Below are 23,306 nucleotides of genomic sequence, written 5' to 3' on the forward strand. Positions count from 1 at the left end.
GGGAGAAATGCTGCCGAAACCGAACCAGAGACTGTCATCACAGGCCATGGCCTTCGTGCTTGCGGGGGGGCGAGGAAGCCGCCTGAAAGAGTTGACCGACCGGCGGGCGAAACCCGCCGTGCACTTCGGCGGCAAGACGCGGATCATCGACTTCGCGCTGTCTAACGCGCTGAACTCGGGCATCCGCAAGATGGCGGTGGCGACGCAATACAAAGCCCACAGCCTGATCCGGCACATGCAGCGGGGCTGGGGCTTCTTTCGGGCCGAACGGAACGAATACCTCGACATCCTGCCCGCCAGCCAGCGGGTTGCCGAGAACAAATGGTATCTGGGAACGGCCGATGCCGTGACGCAGAACATCGACATCGTGGACAGCTATGACATCAAGTATGTCGTGATCCTTGCCGGGGATCACATCTACAAGATGGATTACGAGATCATGCTGGCCGAACATGTCGCGACCGGCGCAGACGTGACCATCGGCTGCCTGACCGTGCCACGAATGGAAGCGACGGCCTTCGGCGTCATGCATGTTGATCCGACGATGCGCATTACCGAGTTTCTTGAAAAGCCCAAGGACCCGCCGGGCATTCCGGGCGATCCCGAACATGCGCTGGCCTCGATGGGGATCTACGTTTTCGATTGGGCCTTCCTGCGCGATCTGCTGATCCGCGATGCCGAGGATGAGAATTCCAGCCACGATTTCGGAAACGACATCATCCCCCAGATCGTCAAGAACGGAAAGGCGCAGGCCCACCGTTTCGCCGACAGCTGCGTCACCTCGGGGTTGGAGACGGAGCCTTACTGGCGCGACGTGGGCACCATCGACGCCTTCTGGCAGGCCAATGTGGACCTGACCGATTTCATCCCCAAGCTTGACCTCTATGACAACGAATGGCCGATCTGGACCTATTCCGAGATCGCGCCACCTGCCAAGTTCATCCATGACGAGGACAACCGGCGCGGCTTTGCCATATCGTCGCTGGTGGCGGGGGACTGCATCATCTCGGGGACCGAGGTGCGTAATTCGCTGCTGTTCACGGGCTGCCGCACGCACAGCTTCTCGTCCCTGGAATATGTCGTTGCGCTGCCCAAGGTCGATATCGGGCGAAAGGCTGAACTTACACGATGTGTTATCGATTCAGGTGTCACTATCCCGGAAGGGCTTGTCGTGGGGCAGGACCCGGACGAAGATGAAAAATGGTTCCGCCGCAGCGAGGGGGGCATCGTGCTGATAACGCAGGCGATGCTGGATGCGCGGGCCAGGGTGATCGGCTGAGGCAGGATCGCCACGGGGGGGAGGAACGCGGCGCGCGTTTTCGCGCGCCGGTGGAACTTCACGGGCTTTCCGGCATTCCCTGTCGGGCGGGTTCAGCATAGGGACGGATGGATGGCGGGTGAAACGCGGGTGCTTTCGGTTGCGTCGGAATGCGTTCCGCTGCTGAAGACGGGTGGGTTGGCCGATGTGGTCGGCGCGCTGCCTGCCGCCATCGCTGCCGAGGGCGTGGACATGCGGGTGCTGATCCCGGCCTATCGCAGTCTGCGCTGGCGGCTGGAAACCATGGAGCAGGTGTTCGACGAGGCCGACCTGTTCGGTGGCCCGGCCCGCGTCTTCCTTGGCGACGTGTCGGGGATTCGCGTGCTGCTGCTGGATGCGCCGCATCTGTATGATCGCGAGGGCGGGCCGTATTCGGGTCCGGGCGGCGATTGGCCCGACAACCCGATCCGCTTTGCCGCGCTGTCGTGGATGGGCGCCCGCATCGCGCGCGAGGGCACGTCCGACGGATGGCGTCCGCATATCCTGCACGCGCATGACTGGCAGGCGGGGTTCGCGCCCGCCTATATGGCGTTCAGCGGCGCACGCGATGTGGCGACGGTCATTACCGTGCACAACATGGCCTTCCAAGGCTGGGCCAAGGCGGACCTGCTGGGATATCTGCGGCTTCCCGCGTGGGAGTTTCATCCCGGATCGCTGGAATATTACGGCGGGCTGTCCAGCCTGAAGGCGGGGCTTGTGACCGCCGACTGGATCACCACGGTTTCCCCGAACTACGCCGCCGAACTTATGCGCCCCGAGGCGGGCATGGGCCTGCAAGGGATCATGTCATCCCGGGCGAGCCATGTGACGGGCATCCTGAACGGCGTCGACACCGCCGTCTGGTCCCCCGAAGCGGAGGAGAGGCCCTATACGATCCGCACCCTGCGGCGCAAGGCCGACAGCCGGATCGCGCTGTCCGCCGCCTTCGGTCTGGATGTTCCGGGGCCGCTGGCGATCGTCGTCAGCCGCCTGACCCATCAGAAAGGGATCGACCTGATCCCCGACGTCCTGCCCGGTTTCATCGAGGCGGGGGGCGGCCTTGCCGTGCTCGGCTCGGGCGATCCGGCAATGGAATCGGCGATGCGGGCGCTGGAGTTGCGCTATCCGGGCCGTGTCGGCGTCCGCATCGGCTATGACGAGGGGCTGAGCCACCTGATGTTCGCGGGCGGCGATGCGGTCATCGTGCCATCGAGGTTCGAGCCCTGTGGCCTGACGCAGATGTATGGGCTGCGCTATGGCACGCTTCCGGTGGTGGCGCAGGTGGGCGGGCTGGCGGACAGTGTGATCTCGGCCAATCCGGCGGCGGTATCGGCGGGCGTCGCGACCGGCATCGTCTTTGCCCCCACGACCGGGGATGCGCTGGCGGCGGCGCTGCGGCGGCTGATGGAGCTTTGGTCGGATCAATCGCTGTGGCAGCACATCCAGCGCAACGCGATGCGCCATCCCGTCGGGTGGGAGGCATCGGCACGCGAATATGCCGCGCTTTACGATCGGATTCGGCGGTGATGCTGGGGGCGGTGCCCGGACGGTCGGGCACGCGGTTTTCCGTGTTTTCGGCGGCGGCCACGCAGATGGAGCTTTGCATCTTCACCCCGGACGAGGTCCGGACCCGGATGCGGCGCGAGGGCGATATCTGGCTGGCCGAAGCAGAGGCCCCGCCCGGCACCGAATATGGTTTTCGCGCGCATGGGGAGGGCCCGTGGTTCGATCCGCAAAAGCTGCTGATCGACCCTTACGCACGCGCCCTTTCCGCGCCGCTGCGTGACGGGGATGCCTCGGCCAGATCGGTCGTCTGCGCCCATGTGTCAACAGAGTGGCAGCGCCCGAACACGCCGTGGCGTGATACCGTCCTTTATGAAGCGCATGTGAAAGGCCTGACACGAGAGGCGCCCGGCGTCCGCAGGCGGTTGCGCGGCACGTTCCGCGGGATGTCCTCGCCTGCCATGCTGGAACATCTGCGACGACTGGGCGTGACGGCGGTCGAACTCCTGCCGGTACAGGCTTTTCTGGACGACCGGTTTTCGGCGGCGCGGGGGCTGACGAATTACTGGGGATACCAGACGATCGGCTTTTTCGCACCCGATCCGCGCTATGGCACGGCGGATGATTTCCGCCAGATGGTTCGTCGATTTCACGGCGCCGGGATCGAGGTGATCCTCGACGTCGTCTACAACCACACCGGGGAGGGGGATGAGACGGGGCCGACCATCGCCTTCCGCGGTCTGGACAATGACAGCTATTACCGCATGGACGGCGCGCGGTATCAGAACGACGCAGGGACCGGCAACACGCTGGACCTCACGCATCCGATGGTGCTGCGGATGGTGATGGACAGCCTGCGTTTCTGGGTGACGGAAATGGGCGTTGACGGGTTCCGCTTTGACCTCGCCACCGTTCTGGGCCGCACAAAGCGCGGGTTCGAACCGGATGCGGGCTTCTTCGCTGCGCTGATGCAGGACCCTGTGTTGCGCGGAGCGAAGCTGATTGCCGAGCCTTGGGATATCGGGCCGGGGGGATACCGGCTTGGGCAATTTCCCGCGCCCTTCGCTGAATGGAACGACCGTTTTCGCGACGATCTGCGCCGGGTTTGGCGCGGGGATGCCGGGATGATGCCGTCCTTGGCGAAACGCTTGCTGGGATCGGCGGAACGGTTCGATCACGACCGGCGCGGCGCATGGAGTTCGGTGAACTTCCCGACCTCGCATGACGGGTTCACGCTGGCCGATCTGGTGTCCTATTCGCGCCGCCACAACGACGCCAATGGCGAGGATGGCCGCGACGGGCATGGCGAAAACTTCAGCGACAACATGGGCACCGAAGGCCCCGATCCAACGCTGGCGGATGCGCGCGCCCTGCGCCGCCGCAACCTGATCGCCTGCCTGATGCTGTCACAGGGAACCCCGATGCTTCTGGCGGGGGACGAGATGGGAAATTCGCAGGGCGGCAACAACAACGCCTATGCGCAGGACAACCCGGTCGGCTGGGTGCAGTGGCGGGACGATCCGATGGTGGATTTCGTGGCGCGGCTGACGGCATTGCGCGGCGCGCATCCGCTGCTGCGGCAGGAGTGTTTCCTGCACGGCGAATGCGCGGGGCTTCATCCCAACGTCATATGGCGTCGCCACGATGGCAGCGTTCCCGCGCCCGGGGACTGGCCGCAGCTTGCCTCGCTGGGGATGGAACTGCATGGCGGGGGGGAGCGGTCGATCTACGTTTTCATCAATCCGGGCGGCACGGTGCCGCTGGTCTTGCCGGACAGTTGCGGGTGGGAGCTGCTGCTCGACACTACGCGGCCCGGCGCCGATATGCCCCTGATGGGGCTTGAAGCCCCGGCCCATTCCGTGCTGGTCTTCGGGGCAAATTTGGGGAACGAGTTATGACGACTATTCAGACGGTTGCATTCAAGGATCAGAAGCCCGGAACATCGGGCCTGCGCAAGAAGACCCGCGTCTTCATGCAGCCGCATTACCTTGAAAATTTTGTGCAGGCGATCTTCGCCTCGATCGGCGGGGCCAAGGGTAAGACCTTCGTCGTTGGCGGCGATGGGCGCTTTTTCAACGACCGTGCAGTTCAGGTGATCCTGCGGATGGCGGCGGCGAATGGCGCGGCACGCGTCATCGTCGGGCAGGGCGGTGTTTTGTCCACGCCCGCCGCGTCGAACCTGATCCGCCAGCGGGGAACGGATGGCGGCATCATCCTGTCGGCCAGCCACAACCCGGGCGGCGAGGATGAGGATTTCGGCATCAAGTTCAACATGGCCAATGGCGGCCCCGCGCCGGAATCCGTGACCGAGGCGATGTATGAGGCCGCGTCGAACCTGACCCATTACGAGATTGCCGAGACGCAGGACATCGACCTGAACACCATCGGCCAATCGGACATCGGCGGCATGGCGGTCGAGGTTGTGGACAGCGTCGCCGATTATGCGGCGCTGATGGAGACCCTGTTCGACTTCGACGCGATCCGCGCGATGTTCACCGGCGGCTTCACCATGCGCTTCGACGCGATGTGTGCCGTGACCGGCCCCTATGCGACCGAGATACTGGAGAACCGTCTGGGTGCCGCCCCCGGCACCGTGACCCATGGTACGCCGCTTCCCGATTTCGGCGGCATGCATCCCGACCCGAACCCGACCTGGGCGCATGAGCTGATGGCCGAGATGATGGGCGATGACGCGCCCGATTTCGGCGCCGCCTCGGACGGCGATGGCGACAGGAACATGGTCGTCGGGCGCGGCATCTACATCTCGCCTTCAGACAGTCTGGCGGTGCTGGCGGCAAACGCGCATCTGGCGCCGGGCTATGCCAAGGGGATCGCGGGCGTTGCACGGTCGATGCCGACGTCGGCTGCGGTGGACCGGGTGGCGGCGGCGATGGGCCTGCAATCCTACGAGACGCCGACGGGCTGGAAATTCTTCGGCAACCTGCTGGATGCGGGCAAGGTCACCCTGTGCGGCGAGGAGAGCTTCGGCACCGGATCGGACCATGTGCGCGAAAAGGACGGGCTTTGGGCCGTGCTGCTGTGGCTGAACATCCTTGCGGTGCGCCGCCAGTCGGTTGCCGCGATCATGGCCGAACATTTCGCGAAATACGGTCGCAACTACTATTCGCGCCACGACTTCGAGACGATCGAGAGCGATAAGGCCGATTCGATGATGACGGCGCTTCGGGACAGCCTCGCCTCGCTTCCGGGGCAGGAGGTGGAGGGGATGACGATCTCTGCCGCCGACGATTTCGCCTATACCGATCCGGTCGATGCGTCGGTGTCGAAGAAGCAGGGTGTGCGGATCCTGTTCGCGGATGGCAGCCGGATCGTGCTGCGCCTGTCGGGCACCGGCACGCAGGGCGCGACGCTGCGGCTCTATCTGGAACGTTATGCCGAAACCGGCCTCGACAGCGATCCGCAAGAGGCGCTGGCCCCGGTGATCCGCGCCGCCCACAAGCTGGCGCGCATCACCGAGTTCACGGGCCGGACCGAGCCGGATGTCGTTACCTGAGGTAAGCTGCGCAGCCCGTGAGGGCTGCGTAATCATCCTCGATGACGTGAATCGGGAAAGCCTCCATGAACGGGCCGAAGCGCCCCTTGTCGCGGAAGGCCGCCGCAAATCCCATCGCATCCATGTGCGGGACCAGCGCGCGGGCCATTCCGCCGCAAAGATAGATGCCACCGAAGGGCAGGTGGGTCAGCGCAAGGTTGCCTACCGCAGCACCCAGCAGCCGGATGAACAGCGCCGCGGTGCGCGTCGCCGCATCGTCGGTGCCGATGGCGGGGATGATCTGGGCCGAGGGGCGGCGTGTGCGGGTCAGGAATTCGTACAGGTTCTCGATCCCGCGGCCCGACAGGGCTTCCTCGACGCTGGGGAAGCCGTGGATCTGGGACAGGAAGTCGGCCAGTTCCATATCTGCGCTTTGAACGGGCAGGTTCACATGGCCCGATTCCGACGCGGGCACCACGCGCACGCCGCGTTCGTCATGGACGGGGGCCGCGTTGAAGCCGGTTCCGACCCCCACCACCAGCATCGGGCCGGGTTGCGTGACGCCGGGCGTGATGGTGCGCACCGCGTCGATGAAACCCAGCGAATGCCCCTGCGCCTGAAGGTCGTTCAGCACCGCAACCGATCCCGCGCCAGTCGCCCGCCGCAGTGCATCGCCGTCGATGGTCCAGTCGAGGTTCGTCAGTCGCGCCACCCCATCCTTGACCGGGCCAGCGACGGCAAGGCAAGCGCCGCCGACCTTGGCCCCGGCATCGGCCAGAAACGTGGCCAGCACAGGCTCCAGCCCCGGATGGTCGGCATTGCGGAAACGGCGCACGGTGTCGGGCAGGATGCGGATACCCTCGGCCAGCGCGACGCGGGTGTTGGTTCCGCCGATATCGGCAACGAGGCTCAGTTCCATCTGCATACTCCCTAACCTGCCAAGGGTTTATGCTGCGAGCGCTAACGCCGCAAGGCTTTCACGGCACCCGTTTGACATAGGCGGCGATGGCGGCGCGATCCTGCTCGGGCAGGCGCGAGATGTTCTGGATCACCAGCGCCATATGCCCGCCCGCCGAATCGTAATCCGGGGTGAAGCCGGAGGTGAGGTATTCCGCGATCTCGTCCGCCGACCAGTCCAGTTCCGCAGCGTTGATCGCGGGGATGCGCCCTTCGCCTTGCAGCCAGCGCCCGGTGTCCAGCCCGCCCGCGACCCCACGCGCCGTGTGGCATTCGCCGCAATGGCCCAGCGCCTCGGCCAGATAGCGGCCGCGTTGTTCCTCGGGCGTCAGCTCGCCTTCGACCACCCAGCCATCCCGCAGATAGGCCAGCTTCCACAGCCCAAGACCCCGGCGGATGTTGAAGGGAAACCCGACCCGATGCGGCTGGCTGGGCACCGCCGATGGGGGCAGCATATCCATATATGCTTTCAGGTCGGCGATATCCTGCGGCTCGGCTTTGGAATAGGAGGTGTAGGGGAAGGCGGGATAGTAATGCTCTCTATCAGGAGAAATCCCGCGCTGGACGGCGTTCACGAACTGCTCGGGCGTCCAGCCGCCGATACCATGTTCCGGGTCGGGCGAGATGTTGGGCGCAATGAAGGTGCCGAACTCCGTCTCGAACTCCATCCCGCCGGACAGGACCAGCCGATCGTCTTTCGCGCCGTGGCACGAGGCGCAGCCCGCCGCATCGAAAACCTGCTCGCCCCGCTCGGGATCGCCGGAAAGCAGCGCGGGCGAAATGGGGCGCGGCGAGGTCAGAACCCAGAAGCCGGCAAAGCCAATGGTGGCAAGGCCAAGCAGGACGGGAAGAATACGCATCTGGCTGTCCCCTCGGATGGCGGCGTCGTGCCACCATAGCCGATCAGGGCGCGATGCGCACCGGCCTTGCGCCGCCGCCCGTCGTCAACCAATCCGGCCAGCCGACGGTGCGTTCGACAAGGAACAGCGAGAGGCAGGCGGCCACCACGCAGATCACCAGGATCACCTTCCACATCGGCGGTGGATGGCGCAGCCAGCGCTGCATCCGCAGAAGCCACATCAGGTTCATTCGACGAACCTGACCTTGCCGATGAAGGGCAGGTTGCGGTTGAACTGGGCATAGTCGATGCCATAGCCGACCACGAATTCGTCCGGGATGGTGAAGCCGGTCCAGCGTTTGTCCACCTCCACCTCTCGGCGGGCGGGTTTGTCCAGAAGCGCGCAGACCTCCAGCCGGGCCGGTTCGCGCGATTTCAGAAGGCGGATCACATGCGACAGGGTGAAGCCGGTATCGACGATGTCTTCCACCACCAGCACGTCCCGGCCCGCGATCTCGCCCCGCAGGTCCTTCAGGATGCGGACCTCGCGGCTGGATTCCATCGCGTTGCCATAAGACGACGCCTCGAGGAAATCGACCTCGACGGGCAGGTCCAGCTCGCGCACCAGGTCAGCGATGAAAATGAACGATCCGCGCAGAAGACCGACGACGACCAGCTTCTGGGTGCCCGCGTAATGGGCGGTGATCTCTTTCGCCAGCTCCTCGACCCTTGCCGCGATGGATTTGGCAGAGATCATCTGGTCTATGACATATTGTCCGCTTGGCATGGCACCCTCTTGCACTTCGCAGGTTAGGTAGCGAAAACCAGCGCGGAAGTCACGACCGAGGATGCCATGCCCAGCCATCACGAGACGCGCGTTCTGCCCTATACCGCGCAACAGATGTATGACCTGGTCGCCGATGTGGCGTCATATCCGAAATTCCTGCCGTGGAACTCCGCCGCCCGCATCCGCTCGCGCACGCCCATCGACGGTGGGGGTGAGTTGATGGAGGCGGATCTGGTCATCTCGTTCAAGGTGTTCCGCGAGCGGTTCGGCAGCCGCGTGACGCTGTGGCCGGATCAGAAGAAGATCGACACCGAATATCTGGACGGCCCGTTCAAATACATGAAATCGACATGGGAGTTCCGCGACGCCCCGGGCGGCTGCGAGGTCGAGTTCTTCGTCGATTTCGAATTCAAGAACGCAATCCTGCAGGGGATCATCGGCATCGTCTTCAACGAGGCGATGCAGCGCATCGTCCGCGCGTTCGAACGCCGCGCGGCCGAGCTTTACGGCGCCAGCGCCTGAGACAGCAGCCATAGGGCGTGGGCGACAGTCGCCGCGCGAACCTTGGCGCGACCGATGGCGCCGAATTCCACCGTTTCCGTGTGGCAGCCGTCACGATTGGCGATGGCAAAGCACACGCGGCCCTCGGGCTTGTGGTCGGAGCCGCCGGGGCCCGCGATGCCCGTGACGGCTACGGCAAGGTTGGCCTTGGACCGGGCGATGGCCCCCATCGCCATCGCGCGCGCGATTTCTTCGGACACCGCGCCGTGGGCGTCCAGCGTTTCGGGCAGGATGCCAAGCATGTCGATCTTGGCGGCGTTCGAATAGGTGACGAAGCCCCGGTCGAACACGGCAGAGCTGCCCGCGATGTCGGTGATCGCGGCGGCGATCATCCCGCCCGTGCAGCTTTCGGCAGTGGCGAGCACCGCGCGGCGTGCCGCTGCCAGTTCCAGAAGCGCCGCCCAGCTCACATCAGCACCCCATGCGCTATGCCGGCCGCGACGATGGTCGCAACCCCGGCGAATACCCCAGCCCAAAGATCGTCGGCCATGACACCCCAGGCATCGCCCCGACGGTCGGCACGGCCCACCAGCCACGGCTTCCAGATGTCGAACAAACGGAAGAAAACAAAGGCGGCGACCCAGCCGGGCCAGACCATGTCCATCCCGCGCCACCAGAAGGCGGCGGCGGGAAACAGAAGCGCCAGCCATTGGCCAGCAACCTCGTCGATGACGAATTCGGACGGGTCGTCATGGGTATCGCCAAGTTCGGCCCGCAGCGCCCACCAACCGATCAGCGTGACCGCCAGCGTCGCTGCGACCAGCGCCGGAAAACCCAGCCAGCGGTCGATGGCGATGCCGGCTGCCAGCGCCACGGCCGATCCCCATGTGCCGGGGCCGGGGCGCAGCAGCCCCACGCCGAACAGAAGGCAGATCGCGCGGGTCATGCCGATACCAGCGTCGCGGTGGCGATGGCGGCGATCCCCTCGCCGCGCCCGGTGAAGCCGAGCTTTTCAGACGTGGTTGCCTTGACGGAGATGCGGTCCACTTCCACGCCCATGATCGCCGCCAGCGCCGCGCGCATCGCGACCGCATGGGGGCCGACCTTGGGATATTCGCAGATCAGCGTCACGTCGCAGTTCGACAGCTTGAATCCCCGCGCCGCCACTCGGCCCATCGCATGTTCAAGAAAGATGCGGCTGTCCGCGCCCTTCCACTTCATGTCCGAGGGTGGGAAATGCTGGCCGATATCCCCTTCGGCCAGCGCGCCATAGATCGCATCGGTCAGCGCGTGCATTCCCACATCTGCGTCCGAATGGCCCTGAAGCCCGCGCGAATGCGGAACCGACACGCCACACAACCAGACTTGATCGCCGGGGCCGAAGCGGTGCACGTCGAAACCGTTGCCAAGGCGAATGTCCATGCTCCGTCCCTTCAGGATGCGCTCGGCCCGGTCGAAATCGCCGGGCCATGTGAGTTTCAGGTTGTCTTCGTCCCCTTCGACGATGGCGACGTCAAGACCTGCGGCGCGCGCGACCTCCACATCATCCGCCGCACCGCCGGGATGGGCAAGATGGGCGGCGAGGATCGCATCGAAACGGAACGCCTGCGGGGTCTGCGCCCGCCACAGCCCGCTGCGATCCTGCGTGCCTTGGACCGTGCCCTCGCCGCGCCACAGCGCGTCGGTCACCGGCAGCGCGGGGGCGGCACCGACTGCATCGTCCAGCGCCGCGATCATCCTCGCGATAAGCGCCGGGGAGACCAGAGGACGCGCGCCGTCATGGATCAGCACCCGCGTCACGCCCGTCCCCTCAAGCGCCCGCAGCGCCGCCAGAACCGAGGCGCTGCGCGTTGCGCCGCCATGCACCAGATCGACGCCCAGCCCGCCCGCCATCACATGATCGTCGGGATGGATCACGAGGATGCGGCGCAGCCCCTTAAAGGCGTCCAGCGCATGTGCTATGGCAGGGCGACCCGCAAGGGGGCGCCATTGCTTCGGCACACCGCCTCCGGCACGGGTGCCGCGTCCGGCGGCGACGATGATGGCTGCGACTGTCATGCTGCCGGATATGACACGTAGCGGCGGGGCAGAAAAGTCTCGGCAGTGTCGCGACTTTCGGCATGTTGGATTAAAAATTGTGCAAAGCACGTTTTCGCGCCATCTTGCCCGACGCAATGATTTGTAAATCGCCACGGACCGGCATAGGTCAGGGCTAACGCTTAAGGAATAGGCAGTTGTCCATTCGCCTCGCATCCGTTTCCATCGAACCGCCGGTCCTGCTGGCCCCGCTTGCGGGGATCACGGACCTGCCGTTCCGCCAGCTGGTCGCCTCTTTCGGGGCGGGGCTGGTCGTGTCGGAAATGGTCGCAACGCAAGAACTGGTGCAGGCCAAGCCCGCCGCCCGCGCCAAGGCGGAATTGGGGTTCGATCAGCAGGCGACCTCGGTGCAGCTTGCAGGTCGCGACGCCTATTGGCTGGCCGAGGCGGCACGGTATGTCGAAGGGCAGGGCGCGCGGGTCATCGACTTCAACATGGGCTGCCCCGCGAAACGGGTGACCTCCTCCAGCGGGAACGGCGCCTGCGGTTCGGCCTTGATGCGCGAGCCGGATCACGCGCTGTCGCTGGTCGAGGCTGTGGTGAGGGCCGTGTCGGTCCCGGTCACCCTGAAGATGCGGCTGGGCTGGGACGATGACAGCCTGAACGCCCCCCAGATCGCCCGCCGGGCCGAGGAAGCGGGTGTGCGGATGGTCACGATCCACGGGCGCACGCGCTGCCAGTTCTACAAGGGCAGTGCCGATTGGGCAGCGATCCGCGCGGTCAAGGATGCCGTGTCGATCCCGGTGATCGCCAATGGCGACATCACCGGCCCGGACACCGCGGCCGATGCGATGCGCCTGTCAGGCGCCGATGGCATCATGATCGGGCGCGGCGCGCAGGGCCGCCCATGGCTGCTGGCGCAGATTGCGGCATCGCTGTTCGGCACTCCCGCGCCGACCGTCCCGCAAGGGGCCGCGCTGGGCGATCTGATCATCGGGCATTACGAGGCGATGCTGTCCTTCTATGGCACCGCGCTGGGCGTGAAGATCGCCCGTAAGCATCTCGGCTGGTATCTGGAGGCTGCGGATATCCCGCGTGGCCCGGTGCTGACCATGGACGACCCGGCGCAAGTGATCCAAGCCATCCGCGCCGCCCTTACCGATCAGGAAAGCCTTGCCGCATGACCGAAGCCCAGCCCTATCGCGCCCCATACCCTGTTCCCGGCGTGATCTGGGCCAGCTTGCCCATTCCGGCCCTGCTGATCGATGCGGGCGGCCTGATCATCGAGAGCAACCCGGCGGCGGAGACGTTCCTGAACGCCTCGCAGCGCAGCCTTCGCGGCCAGCCCGCGCTGGACCGCATCTCCATCGACGCCCCGATGGAGGAGGCGTTCGAGCGCGCCCGAACCAACCAGTCGGCGCTGTTCATCAACGACGTGGACGTGACCACGGGCGAGCGGCCCCCGGTGCAATGCACGGTCCAGCTTGCGCCGATGCATGACAATCCGGGCGTTCTGATGCTGCTGATCTCGTCGCGCGACATTGCGGATCGGTTGGGACGGGTTGCCGCCTCGCGGTCCGCCGCGCGGTCGGCCATCGGCATGGCCGAGATGCTGGCCCACGAGATCAAGAACCCGCTGGCGGGGATTTCAGGCGCGGCGCAGTTGATCGCGATGAACCTGCCCCCCGAGGATCGCGAACTGGCCGATCTGATCGTCGAGGAAACCCGCCGCATCGTGAAGCTGCTGGAGCAGGTCGAGCAATTCGGGAACCTGCGCCCGCCCGAGCGTCGCGCGGTGAACATCCACGACGCGCTGGACCGTGCGCGGCGGTCCGCGATGGTCGGTTTCGCCGCCAAGATGACCATCGTCGAGGATTACGATCCCTCGCTGCCGTCCACCTTCGCCGACCCGGACCAGTTGATGCAGGTCTTTCTGAACCTGATCAAGAACGCTGCGGAAGCGGCTGGCCCGGAGGGCGGCACGATCCGCCTGCGCAGCTTCTATGATCTGTCGCTGCGCCTGCGCCGCAAGGATGGGCCGGGCAACTCCCTGCCGCTGCAAGTCGAGATCGTGGACGATGGCCCCGGCATCAAGACCGAGATCGCCGCGTCGATCTTCGACCCCTTCGTGTCGGGCCGCGAGAATGGGACGGGGCTTGGCTTGGCCCTCGTTTCAAAAATCATTTCTGATCACGGTGGTATCATCGCGGTCGATTCGGTTCCGGGGAAGACGGTATTCCGTGTGTCCCTGCCGGTTGCGCCCCGGGATGCGGCGTTGAACGAGATGGAGAGCAAGTAGATGGACGGCACAATTCTCGTCGCAGATGACGACCGCACCATCCGCACGGTGCTGACGCAGGCGCTGACACGGGCGGGATGCAAGGTTCACGCCACCTCGTCGCTGACCACGCTGATGCGGTGGGTCGAGGAGGGGAAGGGCGATCTCGTCATCTCGGACGTGATGATGCCCGACGGCAACGGTCTGGAGGCGCTGCCGAAGATCGGCAAGATGCGTCCCGGCCTTCCGGTCATCGTCATCTCGGCCCAGAACACCATCATGACCGCGATTCAGGCCGCGGAGGCCGAGGCCTACGATTACCTGCCGAAGCCCTTCGATCTGCCCGACCTGATGAAACGATCGGCCCGCGCGCTGGACATGAAACGCCGCGCACCGACGCGCGTTGCCACCCCGCGCGAAGGCGGCGACGATCTGCCGCTGGTGGGGCGGACGGCGGCGATGCAGGCGTTGTATCGGCTGGTCGCCCGCGTGATGAACACCGATCTTGCCGTGCTGATCACCGGAGAGTCCGGCACCGGCAAATCGCTGATCGCCCGCGCCATCCACGATTTTTCGGATCGGCGCACCTTGCCCTTCGTGGTCGCGCAGGCCAGCGATCTGCAAGGCGCGGACGGTCCTTCGACGCTGATGACCCGCGCCAAGGGCGGCAGCCTCGTGTTCGACGAAGTGGCCGATTATGACGACGACACGCAGGCCCGGATCGTTCGGCTCCTGGATCAGATGGGCGAACATTCCCCCCGCATCATGGCAACCTCGCAAAGCGATCTGCAGTCGAAGATGGAAGCGGGGGAGTTCCGGCAGGACCTGTTCTATCGCCTTGGCGGCGTCACGCTGCACGTCCCGGCGCTGCGCGAACGGGTGGATGACATCCCGCTGCTTGCGGACCATTTCCTTGCCCGCGGCGAGCGGGACTTCGGCGCGGTGCGCCGCCTGTCGAACGAAGCGCGCGATCTGGTCCGTGCCTACAGTTGGCCGGGCAACGTGCGGCAGTTGGAAAACACGCTGCGCCGTCTGATGGTGACGTCCGCCGAAGCCGAGATCGCGAAGCCCGAGGTTGAGGCCGTCCTTGGCAGCCAGCCCGCGATGGAGCCGCTCAAGGGCGGCGGCGAGGGGGAGAAGCTGTCCGCCTCGGTCGCGCGGCATCTGAAGCGATATTTCGATCTGCATGGCGGCGCGCTGCCATCCCCCGGCGTCTATCAGCGCATCCTGCGCGAAGTGGAGGCACCGCTGATCGAAATCGCGCTGGATGCGACCGCGGGCAACCAGGCGAAATGCGCCGATCTGTTGGGAATCAACCGCAATACGCTGCGCAAGAAGATCACCGATCTGGATATTCGCGTGACACGCCGCCGCAAACTGATGTAAAACCGCAACAGAACGGTGCCATAAAGGCACGGGGACTGTGCGGGCTGCGGCCCGGTTGAAGGACGGGGTTTCGTGCGATCTGCGGCACGCAGTAATTCTTGGGTAAGGTGGTCGCGCCTGCGCCGGCAAAGACGGTTCCAGACCGCGGCGACCTTCGGGCTCGTGGCGCTCGGCCCGGTCCTTACGGCGCTGACGCTCCTGTTTCTCGGGCCGCTGAACCAAAGCGGCTCGAACACGCTGCGGCTGATCCTGCTGGCGGATTTCGTGTATGTGCTGGTCGTTGCTGCGCTGATCCTTGCGCGGGTGGCGCAGCTTTTGTCGGACCGGCGAAGCAAATCGGCAGGCTCGCGGCTGCACCTGCGGCTGTCGGGCGTGTTTGCGCTGGTTGCGCTGATCCCGACAGTGCTGGTCGCGATCTTTGCGGTCGTCACGCTGAACATCGGGCTGGAGGGGTGGTTTTCGGACCGCGTTCAGCGCGTCGTCGGCAGCTCGCTCGCCGCCGCCCAAGCCTATGAGGCCGAGCACCGCGAGGATTTGACCGAGGATGCCATCGCGCTCGCCTCCTATTTGAACACCGCCAAACGCTCGACGGCCTTTCTGCGCGATGACCAGCTTCGCCCGATCCTGAGCCAAGGGCAGGGGTTGGTTCAACGGGGGCTAAGCGAGGCTTTTCTGGTCGATGGCGTCGGCTCGATGCTGACGCGGGGCGAAAAGAGCTATCTTTTCAACTTCGAGCAACCCGCACCCGAAGATATCCAGCGCGCGCGCGATGAAGGCGTGGCGATCATTCAGGACTGGGCGAACAACGAATTCCGGGCGCTGGTCTATCTGGACGCCTTCGTGGACCGCTTTCTTTATGTCTCGCGTCAGGTGGACGGCAGCATTCTGAGCCTGCTGGACGATACGAAGGAAACAGTCGCGCTTTACCATCAGTTGGAAAGCGACCGGGGCCGGATGCTGTTCGAATTTGCTCTCCTCTATCTGGGATTTGCGCTGATCCTCGTGCTGGCTTCGGTCTGGCTGGGGCTGTGGTTCGCAGAGCGGCTTTCCGGCCCGGTCGGTCGGCTGGCGGGTGCGGCGCAGCGGGTCGGCGCGGGCGATCTGGACGTGCAGGTGTCCGAGGAGGAGGGCGATGACGAGATCGCCATGCTGGGCCGTCTGTTCAACCAGATGACCCGTCAGCTGAAGGGCCAGCGTGAGGCGCTGGAGACAAGCCACGCCCAGACCGAGGCACGCCGCCGCCTGTTCGACTCGGTGCTCTATTCGATCACGGCTGGGGTCATCGGGCTGGATGCGCAGGGGCGGGTGGATTTCATCAACCGCGCCGGGCGGCGGCTGCTGGATCTGGAAACGACCGAACTGCCGCTGGCCATCGCGGTCCCGGAATTCGAGGCGTTGTTCCAGAAGCTGCGAGAGCTTGGCGGCACCGTGCAGGAGGAGATCCGCCTGACCCGCAAGGGCAAGCAGGAAAGCTTGCTGGTGCGCATGGCGGCGCGCGAGACAGAGGACGGGCTTGAAGGCTATGTCGTCGCCTTCGACGATGTGACCGAACTGGTCAGTGCCCAGCGCCATGCCGCATGGGGCGACGTCGCCCGCCGCATCGCGCATGAGATCAAGAACCCGCTGACCCCGATCCAGCTTTCGGCGGAGCGCATCAAACGCAGGTTCCGCCCCGTCGCGGGCGATATGGTGGCCGATCTGGAGCAGTATACCGATGTGATCGTGCGCCAGACGAACGACCTGCGCCGGATTATCGACGAATTCTCCAAATTCGCGCGGATGCCAGAGCCGGACCGGCGCGAGCACGACCTTGCCCGTATCCTGCGCGATGCGGTGACGCTTCAGGCGGGGCTGCGGATCGAGGCGGACCTGCCCGACGCGCCCCTGCCGATGGAACTGGACGCCACGATGATGTCACAGGCCTTCACCAATCTTCTGAAGAATGCCGGCGAAGCGATTGAAAACAAATCGAAAACGACGGCAATTGAGCCGATGATCCGCGTTTCGCTCTGCACCGAGGCGGAAACGGTGGTGATCCGCATCGCCGACAATGGCGCGGGCCTGCCCGCAGATCGCTCGCGCCTGTTCGAACCCTATGTCACGACGCGCGAAAAGGGCACGGGCCTTGGACTTCCCATCGTCAAGAAGATCGTCGAGGAACATGGCGGCACGCTCGTGCTTGTCGATGCGCCGATCTTCGAGGGCAACGCCCATGCCGGTGCAATGGCCGAGATCCGGCTGCCGCGCACCCCACGGACCCGAACCAAAAGAAACGGAGAGGCGAAATGAGCAGCATCCTGATCGTCGATGACGAACGCGACATCCGGGAACTGATCGGAGATATCCTGAAAGACGAAGGCTTTCAGGTGCGCCTTGCAGGCAATTCCGACGATTGCATGGCCGAGATCGGTGCCGAGGCGCCCTCGCTCATGATCCTTGATATCTGGCTGAAGGACAGCCGGATGGATGGGATCGACATTCTGAAACAGGTCAAGCGCAACAATCCCGATGTGCCGGTGGTGATCATTTCCGGCCATGGCAACATCGAGATCGCGGTGGCCGCGATCAAGCAGGGCGCATACGACTTCATCGAAAAGCCGTTCAACATCGACCAGTTGATGGTCGTCGTCGGCCGCGCAATGGAGGCGTCCCGCCTTCGCCGCGAAAACTCGGAACTTCGGCGCAAGGATGTCACCGGGGCCGAGATGTTGGGCAATTCGCCAGCGTTCAAGACGCTGAAGGCCCAACTGGACAAGGTGACGAAATCCAATGGCCGCGTGATGCTGACCGGGCCTGCCGGTTCGGGCAAGGAATTGGCAGCGCGGTTTATCCACGCGCAATCCGGTCGGGCAAAGGCGGGGTTCATCTCCGTCTCCTCGGCCGGGATCGAGCCGGAACGGATGGAGGAGGTTCTGTTCGGGCGCGAAACGACCGAGCGCGGATTGGAAAAGGGCCTTCTGGAACAAGCGCATGGCGGCGTCGTCTATTTCGACGAGGTGGCCGAGATGCCGCCCGGCACCCAGTCGAAACTTCTGCGCGTGCTGACGGAACAGCAGTTCACGCGCGTCGGCGGTGTGGAAAAGGTGCGTGTGGATCTGCGCGTCATCTCCTCCACCAGCCGCGATCTGCGGGTGGAGATCGCGCAGGGCCGCTTTCGGCAGGAACTTTACGATCGGCTGAACGTCGTGCCGATCGCCGTCCCATCGTTGGAAGAACGGCGCGAGGATATTCCCGAACTGACGCGCCATTTCATCGCCAGTTTCCACAAGACCCAAGGCCTGCCGCTGCGCAAGCTGTCCCCGGATGCCGAAGCGTTGCTTCAGACGATGCATTGGCCCGGCAACGTGCGGCAGCTTCGCAACGTCATCGAACGGGCGCTGATCCTTGGCGAAGGCTCCGGCCCCATCGAGCCGAGGGAGCTTCCGGGACAGGACGTGGGCGGCGGTGACGGGCGCATGGTGCTGGGCGGGGCGCTCGTGACCCTGCCGCTGCGCGAGGCGCGGGAGCTGTTCGAGCGGGAATACCTGCTGACCCAGATCAACCGTTTCGGCGGCAATATCAGCCGCACGGCGCATTTCGTCGGGATGGAACGCTCGGCCCTGCACCGCAAGCTGAAATCGCTGGGCGTGGTTACCAAGGCCCGCAACGGCGAAGACGAGCCTGAGGAATGAAAGTCATCATCTGCGGCGCGGGGCAGGTCGGCTGGCAGATTGCCCGCCACCTGTCTGGCGAGCGCAACGACGTGACGGTCGTGGACATGAATGCCGACCTCGTCCGCCGCGCGACCGAGACGCTGGACGTGCAGGGGGTCGTGGGCTTTGCCTCCTATCCCGACGTGCTGGAACGGGCGGGCGCGCGCGATGCCGACATGATCATCGCCGCCACCCATTCGGACGAGGTGAACATGGTCACCTGTCAGGTGGCCCATTCAGTCTTCTCGATCACGCGCAAGATCGCGCGGCTGCGGGCGCAAAGCTATCTCGACGCGATCTATGCCGACCTTTACCAGTCGGGGCACATGCCGATCGACGTGGTGATCTCGCCCGAGAAGGAGGTGGCGGAGGCCGCGCTGCAACGGCTCGCCTCGCCCTCGGCCTTCGATACCGAAAGCTTCATGGATGGCGGCGCGCAGCTTCTGGGTGTGGCACTCGATCCTGATTGCCCGGTGCTGAACACCCCGCTGCGGCAGTTGAACGAGCTGTTCTCGACCCTGCGCGCCATTGTGGTGGGTGTGCGCCGCGAGGGGCGGCTGTTCGTGCCCGAACCCGAGGACCAGCTTTTCGCCGCCGACGAAATCTATGTCTTCACGCATTCCGACGATGTGAATCGCGCGCTGGACATCTTCGGCAAATCGACCAGACGGCAGGAGCGGGTGGTGATCATCGGCGGCGGTGCGGTCGGCCTTGCCGTCGCGCAGGCGCTGGAGAACCAGACCCACCGCGTCCGCGCCAAGATGATCGAACGCGACCTTCCCCGCGCCGAAGCCGCCGCCGACACGTTGGAGCGGACGATCGTGCTGAACGGCGACGGCATGGATCTTGACCTGCTGGAGGAGGCGGACATCGCCAATGCCGACGCGGTTCTGGCCGTCACCGATGACGACAAGACGAACCTTCTGGCCGCCGTCCGCGCCAAGCAGGCGGGCTGCGGCATGGCCATCGCGCTGGTCAACGATCCGACGCTGGTGCCGCTGATGGGCGCGCTGGACATCGACGCGCATATCAACCCGCGCGCGACGACCGTATCCTCGATTCTGCGCCACATCCGCCACGGCCGCGTGCGCCAGATCTATTCCATCGGCGATGCCGAGGCCGAGATGATCGAGGCGCAGGTGCTGTCCACATCGCCGCTGGCTGGCCGGTTGATCCGCGACATCGACTTCCCCGAAGGCGTTCTGGTCGGCGCGGTGATGAAGGATCGGCGCATCCTGAAACCCACCGGCGATCTGCGGGTCGAGGAGGGCGACGTGATCGCCCTTTTCGCCATGACCAAGGACGTGCCCGAGGTGGAACGGCTGCTGCAAGTCTCCATCGATTTCTTCTGATGCGCGCGGGGAACGTTCCCTTTCTGGTGATCCTGATGGCGGTGGCGGGGCTGGCGATGTTCCTGCCCGCCTCGCATGCGCTGGTCCTTGGCGATCATGCCGAGGCGCGGGCGTTCCTCTATTCCGGGGTGCTGCTGCTGATGGTGACCGCGCTGATCGCGATTGCGACGGCGAATCATCGGCCGCCGAACCTTGCACGCAGCCAGCTTGCCGGGCTTCTGGGCGCGTATGCGCTGCTGCCGCTACTGTTTGCGGTGCCGTTCTATCTTGCGCTGCCCGATACGACATTCGGCAATGCGTGGTTCGAGATGCTGTCGGCCTTCACCACCACGGGGGCCTCGCTTTACGATCGCCCCGGACGGCTGGGGCAGACGCTGCACCTTTGGCGCGCATTGGTCGGCTGGCTGGGCGGGTTCTTCGTGCTGCTGAACGCGGTGGCGGTGCTGGCGCCCCTGAACCTTGGCGGGACCGAGGTGGTCTCGGGTCGCCCGCCCGGTCGCCTCGTCGGCGGCTGGATCGAAGCGGCCGAGCCGTCCGAACGTCTGCCTCGCCACGCGACTGCGCTGTTTCCGGCCTATGGCGGGCTGACCCTGCTGCTGTGGGGCGCGCTTCTGACCAGCGGCGAGCCGGGGCTGGTTGCGCTGTCCTATGCGATGGGAACGCTTTCGACATCGGGCATCGCGCCCGGATGGGATTTCGCCGATGCGCCGATGATCCGGTCGGGAGAGGCGCTGGTCTTCGTCTTCTTCGTCGTGGCGATCACGCGGCGGATGATTCCCGGTGCGGTGCTGGTGGACCGTTCGCGCCCGCTGCGCGAGGACCCGGAAATCGTGCTGGCAGTGATGCTGATGCTGTCGGCCCCTGCGATGCTGATCCTGCGGCACTGGCTTGGCAGCGTCGATTACGTGGGCGGTGTGCCGCAATTCCTTCAGGCGCTGTGGGGCAGCATCTTCACCACGCTCAGCTTCATGACGACGACGGGGTATGTCTCGGGCGGGTGGGACGTGGCGCGGGGCTGGTCGGGGCTGGGGTCTTCGGGTCTGATCCTGATGGGGCTGGCGATCATCGGCGGCGGCGTCGGGACGGCGGCGGGCGGCGTCACGCTTTTGCGCGTGCACGCGCTGTTCAGCCATTCGCGCCGAGAGTTGGAGCGGATCGTGCACCCTTCCTCGGTAGGCGGCGGCGGCGCGGCAGGGCGGCGGATTCGCGGCGAAGGGGCTTATGTGGCATGGATTTTCTTCATGCTCTTCGCCATATCTATCGCGGTGACGATGCTGGCATTGGCCCTGACGGGGCTGGATTTCGAACAGGCGGTGATCTTTTCCGTCGCGGCGCTGACCACCACCGGCCCGCTTGCCGCCGTCGCGGGCGAGGCGCCGGTCTTCTGGTCCGATCTGGGTGGGGTGCAGAAGGTGATCCTCGGCTTTGCAATGATCCTTGGTCGGATCGAAACGCTGGCGATCCTCGCGCTTTTCACCCCGGCCGCATGGTGGCGATAACGCGCTGCTTTTTGGGCTGGAATCTTCCGTGGCCGCGTTTCATACTTCACAGCGCGCCGTCGGGTCCCAGGGTCCGGGGGACGAGGGAACGACGCAATATATAACAACAAGGCATCAAAATGGCTGCCGACAAGCAAAATCTCCAGGACGCTTTCCTGAACCATGTTCGCAAGGCGAAGGTCCCGGTCACGATCTTCCTGATCAACGGTGTGAAACTTCAGGGTGTCATCACCTGGTTCGACAATTTCTGCGTGCTTCTGCGCCGCGATGGCCAGTCGCAGCTTGTCTACAAGCACGCGATCTCTACCATCATGCCAGGTGCTCCGATCAACCTGTATGAAGGCGAAGACTGATTAGCGAATTGCCCGAGGATGACCGCGCCGGCGCGCCGCATGACACTGCGGCAAAGCCCACGCGCGCATATGTGCTCCACCCGGATCTGAAGGCGGCGCAGTCTCGTCGCTTGCCCGAACATGGGCTGGCCGAGGCGGTGTCGCTGGCGACGGCTCTTCCGGGTCTGGAAGTGGTGGGGGCCGAGGTCGTGCGTCTGCCCAAGGCCCAGCCCGGCACGCTGTTCGGCTCCGGCAAGGTTGCCGAGCTTGCCCAGCGGCTGGAGGATATCGACCTCGTTCTGGTCGACGGTCCCGTAACGCCGGTGCAGCAGCGCAATCTGGAAAAGGAATGGGGCGTCAAGCTTCTGGACCGGACCGGGCTGATCCTTGAAATCTTCGCCGACCGCGCTCGCACGCGCGAGGGTGTGCTGCAGGTCGAACTCGCCGCGCTGTCCTATCAGCGCACGCGGCTGGTTCGCGCCTGGACGCACCTTGAACGTCAGCGGGGCGGTTTTGGCTTCGTCGGCGGCCCGGGCGAGACGCAGATCGAATCCGACCGCCGCGCCATCGACGAGCAGGTCATCCGTATCCGCCGTCAGTTGGAGAAGGTCGTCCGCACGCGCGAGTTGCACCGCGCCGCCCGTCGCAAGGTGCCTTTCCCAGTCGTCGCGCTGGTCGGCTATACCAACGCCGGAAAATCCACACTCTTCAACCGCATGACCGGGGCCGAAGTTCTGGCCAAGGACATGTTGTTCGCAACGCTGGACCCGACCATGCGCGGGGTCGAACTGCCCACGGGCATGAAGGTGATCCTGTCTGACACGGTGGGCTTCATCTCGGACCTGCCGACGCAGCTCGTCGCCGCCTTCCGCGCGACGCTGGAGGAGGTGCTGGAGGCCGACCTGATCCTGCACGTCCGCGATATCGCCCATCCCGAAAGCGCCGAACAGGCGGCGGATGTGGGCGACATCCTGACCAGCCTTGGCGTCGATCCCAAGGTGCCGATGTTCGAGGTGTGGAACAAGCTGGACCTCGTCAGCGCGACCATCCGCGAGCAGTTGGTCGAACAGGACCGGCACGGCATCTTCCCCGTCTCGGCCCTGACGGGCGAGGGGATCGAGCCCTTGCTGCGCGCAGTCACCGACGCGCTGGATGCCGAACGCCTGACCGAGACGATCCCGGTTGCCTTTGCCGATGGCCGCGGCCGCGCATGGCTGCACGAAGAAGGTGTGGTCACCGCCGAGGAGCAGACCGCGGACGGCTATGACGTGACCGTCAACTGGACGACGCGGCAAAAGGCCCGTTACCTCGCATTGTAGGCCGGACCGTCAGGTCCGGCCGCCCGCAGACAGGC

The 23,306-nt window shown here is 65.2% G+C and carries 21 protein-coding genes; 14 read left to right on the top strand and 7 right to left on the bottom strand.

Features of this window, described 5'->3' with window-relative positions; translation table 11 throughout:
- Positions 1-7 precede the first annotated feature (7 nt).
- The 4 genes from glgC to E2K76_RS02695 all read left to right on the top strand — a co-directional run bounded on the left by glgC (position 8) and on the right by E2K76_RS02695 (position 6,314).
- Positions 8-1,279, top strand: coding sequence for a glucose-1-phosphate adenylyltransferase (gene glgC / locus E2K76_RS02680; RefSeq protein WP_136682726.1), 1,272 nt, complete (start codon positions 8-10; stop codon positions 1,277-1,279).
- A 111-nt stretch (positions 1,280-1,390) separates the two neighbouring features.
- Entirely contained in the window at positions 1,391-2,824 is a 1,434-nt protein-coding gene (gene glgA, locus E2K76_RS02685) for a glycogen synthase GlgA (RefSeq protein WP_136682727.1), read from the top strand.
- The gene (gene glgX, locus E2K76_RS02690; RefSeq protein WP_136682728.1) at positions 2,824-4,698 is read left to right on the top strand and encodes a glycogen debranching protein GlgX; all 1,875 of its coding nucleotides are present in this window, start codon (positions 2,824-2,826) and stop codon (positions 4,696-4,698) included. Before glgA ends, glgX begins: the two co-directional genes overlap by 1 nt.
- On the top strand, positions 4,695-6,314 hold the full coding sequence (locus E2K76_RS02695) for an alpha-D-glucose phosphate-specific phosphoglucomutase (RefSeq protein WP_136682729.1): 1,620 nt from the start codon (positions 4,695-4,697) through the stop codon (positions 6,312-6,314). Before glgX ends, E2K76_RS02695 begins: the two co-directional genes overlap by 4 nt.
- Here E2K76_RS02695 and E2K76_RS02700 read toward each other — a convergent pair.
- Genes E2K76_RS02700 through hpt form a run of 4 tightly spaced genes read right to left on the bottom strand, consistent with a single transcriptional unit; the run spans position 6,307 to position 8,875 of the window.
- Complete coding sequence (locus E2K76_RS02700; protein WP_246032868.1) at positions 6,307-7,212, bottom strand: glucokinase; 906 nt, start codon at positions 7,210-7,212, stop codon at positions 6,307-6,309. The genes E2K76_RS02695 and E2K76_RS02700 overlap by 8 nt on opposite strands.
- Before the next feature lie 58 nt (positions 7,213-7,270).
- Positions 7,271-8,110 (bottom strand): c-type cytochrome, encoded by an 840-nt coding sequence (locus E2K76_RS02705; protein WP_136682731.1) that lies wholly within the window; start codon positions 8,108-8,110, stop codon positions 7,271-7,273.
- Between the two features lie 43 nt (positions 8,111-8,153).
- Positions 8,154-8,339 carry a hypothetical protein gene (locus E2K76_RS02710; RefSeq protein WP_136682732.1) on the bottom strand — a complete coding sequence of 62 codons (186 nt, stop codon included), beginning with the start codon at positions 8,337-8,339 and terminating at the stop codon, positions 8,154-8,156.
- Positions 8,336-8,875 (bottom strand): hypoxanthine phosphoribosyltransferase, encoded by a 540-nt coding sequence (hpt, locus tag E2K76_RS02715; RefSeq protein WP_136682733.1) that lies wholly within the window; start codon positions 8,873-8,875, stop codon positions 8,336-8,338. The genes E2K76_RS02710 and hpt overlap by 4 nt, the downstream gene beginning before the upstream one ends.
- Before the next feature lie 66 nt (positions 8,876-8,941).
- Between hpt and E2K76_RS02720 the strand changes: the two genes are divergently transcribed.
- Positions 8,942-9,397: a type II toxin-antitoxin system RatA family toxin gene (locus E2K76_RS02720; protein WP_136682734.1), complete on the top strand. Its 456-nt coding sequence runs from the start codon at positions 8,942-8,944 to the stop codon at positions 9,395-9,397.
- On the opposite strand, the gene E2K76_RS02725 is transcribed toward E2K76_RS02720, so the two are convergent.
- From E2K76_RS02725 to E2K76_RS02735, 3 genes are read right to left on the bottom strand one after another with little or no spacing between them, the layout of a single operon-like run.
- A complete protein-coding gene (locus tag E2K76_RS02725; protein ID WP_136682735.1) occupies positions 9,379-9,846 on the bottom strand; it encodes a CinA family protein in 468 nt (155 codons plus the stop codon). The genes E2K76_RS02720 and E2K76_RS02725 overlap by 19 nt on opposite strands.
- Positions 9,843-10,328 (bottom strand): phosphatidylglycerophosphatase A family protein, encoded by a 486-nt coding sequence (locus tag E2K76_RS02730; RefSeq protein WP_136682736.1) that lies wholly within the window; start codon positions 10,326-10,328, stop codon positions 9,843-9,845. Before E2K76_RS02730 ends, E2K76_RS02725 begins: the two co-directional genes overlap by 4 nt.
- Positions 10,319-11,434 (bottom strand): bifunctional 2-C-methyl-D-erythritol 4-phosphate cytidylyltransferase/2-C-methyl-D-erythritol 2,4-cyclodiphosphate synthase, encoded by a 1,116-nt coding sequence (locus E2K76_RS02735; protein WP_136682737.1) that lies wholly within the window; start codon positions 11,432-11,434, stop codon positions 10,319-10,321. The genes E2K76_RS02730 and E2K76_RS02735 overlap by 10 nt, the downstream gene beginning before the upstream one ends.
- Before the next feature lie 176 nt (positions 11,435-11,610).
- On the opposite strand from E2K76_RS02735, the gene dusB reads away from it, so the two are divergent.
- The 9 genes from dusB (at position 11,611) to hflX (ending at position 23,271) form a co-directional block, all read left to right on the top strand.
- Positions 11,611-12,597 (top strand): tRNA dihydrouridine synthase DusB, encoded by a 987-nt coding sequence (gene dusB / locus E2K76_RS02740; protein WP_136682738.1) that lies wholly within the window; start codon positions 11,611-11,613, stop codon positions 12,595-12,597.
- A complete protein-coding gene (locus E2K76_RS02745) occupies positions 12,594-13,712 on the top strand; it encodes a two-component system sensor histidine kinase NtrB (protein ID WP_136682739.1) in 1,119 nt (372 codons plus the stop codon). Before dusB ends, E2K76_RS02745 begins: the two co-directional genes overlap by 4 nt.
- Positions 13,713-15,077, top strand: coding sequence for a response regulator (locus E2K76_RS02750; RefSeq protein WP_136682740.1), 1,365 nt, complete (start codon positions 13,713-13,715; stop codon positions 15,075-15,077). It begins immediately after the preceding gene.
- A 72-nt stretch (positions 15,078-15,149) separates the two neighbouring features.
- Positions 15,150-17,366 (top strand): sensor histidine kinase NtrY-like, encoded by a 2,217-nt coding sequence (locus E2K76_RS02755; protein ID WP_136682741.1) that lies wholly within the window; start codon positions 15,150-15,152, stop codon positions 17,364-17,366.
- Positions 17,363-18,748, top strand: coding sequence for a nitrogen assimilation response regulator NtrX (ntrX, locus tag E2K76_RS02760; RefSeq protein ID WP_136682742.1), 1,386 nt, complete (start codon positions 17,363-17,365; stop codon positions 18,746-18,748). The genes E2K76_RS02755 and ntrX overlap by 4 nt, the downstream gene beginning before the upstream one ends.
- Entirely contained in the window at positions 18,745-20,121 is a 1,377-nt protein-coding gene (gene trkA, locus E2K76_RS02765) for a Trk system potassium transporter TrkA (RefSeq protein WP_136682743.1), read from the top strand. The genes ntrX and trkA overlap by 4 nt, the downstream gene beginning before the upstream one ends.
- On the top strand, positions 20,121-21,620 hold the full coding sequence (locus E2K76_RS02770; protein ID WP_136682744.1) for a potassium transporter TrkG: 1,500 nt from the start codon (positions 20,121-20,123) through the stop codon (positions 21,618-21,620). Before trkA ends, E2K76_RS02770 begins: the two co-directional genes overlap by 1 nt.
- A 119-nt stretch (positions 21,621-21,739) precedes the next feature.
- A complete protein-coding gene (hfq, locus tag E2K76_RS02775) occupies positions 21,740-21,973 on the top strand; it encodes an RNA chaperone Hfq (protein ID WP_054303569.1) in 234 nt (77 codons plus the stop codon).
- An 8-nt stretch (positions 21,974-21,981) separates the two neighbouring features.
- Positions 21,982-23,271 (top strand): GTPase HflX, encoded by a 1,290-nt coding sequence (gene hflX / locus E2K76_RS02780; RefSeq protein WP_246032869.1) that lies wholly within the window; start codon positions 21,982-21,984, stop codon positions 23,269-23,271.
- Positions 23,272-23,306 lie beyond the last annotated feature (35 nt).

The sequence above is a fragment of the Falsirhodobacter xinxiangensis genome (assembly GCF_004959935.1).
Taxonomy (GTDB): Bacteria; Pseudomonadota; Alphaproteobacteria; order Rhodobacterales; family Rhodobacteraceae; genus Falsirhodobacter; species Falsirhodobacter xinxiangensis.

What these genes read in the sequence shown, in the direction of transcription:
- E2K76_RS02745 (WP_136682739.1), top strand. Translation starts at nt 12,594, where the DNA reads ATGACCGAAGCCCAGCCCTATCGCGCCCCATACCCTGTTCCCGGCGTG.
- E2K76_RS02720 (WP_136682734.1), top strand. Translation starts at nt 8,942, where the DNA reads ATGCCCAGCCATCACGAGACGCGCGTTCTGCCCTATACCGCGCAACAG.
- E2K76_RS02770 (WP_136682744.1), top strand. Translation starts at nt 20,121, where the DNA reads ATGCGCGCGGGGAACGTTCCCTTTCTGGTGATCCTGATGGCGGTGGCG.
- hpt (WP_136682733.1), bottom strand. Translation starts at nt 8,875, where the DNA reads ATGCCAAGCGGACAATATGTCATAGACCAGATGATCTCTGCCAAATCC.
- hfq (WP_054303569.1), top strand. Translation starts at nt 21,740, where the DNA reads ATGGCTGCCGACAAGCAAAATCTCCAGGACGCTTTCCTGAACCATGTT.
- glgX (WP_136682728.1), top strand. Translation starts at nt 2,824, where the DNA reads ATGCTGGGGGCGGTGCCCGGACGGTCGGGCACGCGGTTTTCCGTGTTT.
- E2K76_RS02710 (WP_136682732.1), bottom strand. Translation starts at nt 8,339, where the DNA reads ATGAACCTGATGTGGCTTCTGCGGATGCAGCGCTGGCTGCGCCATCCA.
- E2K76_RS02735 (WP_136682737.1), bottom strand. Translation starts at nt 11,434, where the DNA reads ATGACAGTCGCAGCCATCATCGTCGCCGCCGGACGCGGCACCCGTGCC.
- trkA (WP_136682743.1), top strand. Translation starts at nt 18,745, where the DNA reads ATGAAAGTCATCATCTGCGGCGCGGGGCAGGTCGGCTGGCAGATTGCC.
- glgA (WP_136682727.1), top strand. Translation starts at nt 1,391, where the DNA reads ATGGCGGGTGAAACGCGGGTGCTTTCGGTTGCGTCGGAATGCGTTCCG.
- glgC (WP_136682726.1), top strand. Translation starts at nt 8, where the DNA reads ATGCTGCCGAAACCGAACCAGAGACTGTCATCACAGGCCATGGCCTTC.
- E2K76_RS02705 (WP_136682731.1), bottom strand. Translation starts at nt 8,110, where the DNA reads ATGCGTATTCTTCCCGTCCTGCTTGGCCTTGCCACCATTGGCTTTGCC.
- E2K76_RS02750 (WP_136682740.1), top strand. Translation starts at nt 13,713, where the DNA reads ATGGACGGCACAATTCTCGTCGCAGATGACGACCGCACCATCCGCACG.
- ntrX (WP_136682742.1), top strand. Translation starts at nt 17,363, where the DNA reads ATGAGCAGCATCCTGATCGTCGATGACGAACGCGACATCCGGGAACTG.
- E2K76_RS02700 (WP_246032868.1), bottom strand. Translation starts at nt 7,212, where the DNA reads ATGGAACTGAGCCTCGTTGCCGATATCGGCGGAACCAACACCCGCGTC.
- E2K76_RS02695 (WP_136682729.1), top strand. Translation starts at nt 4,695, where the DNA reads ATGACGACTATTCAGACGGTTGCATTCAAGGATCAGAAGCCCGGAACA.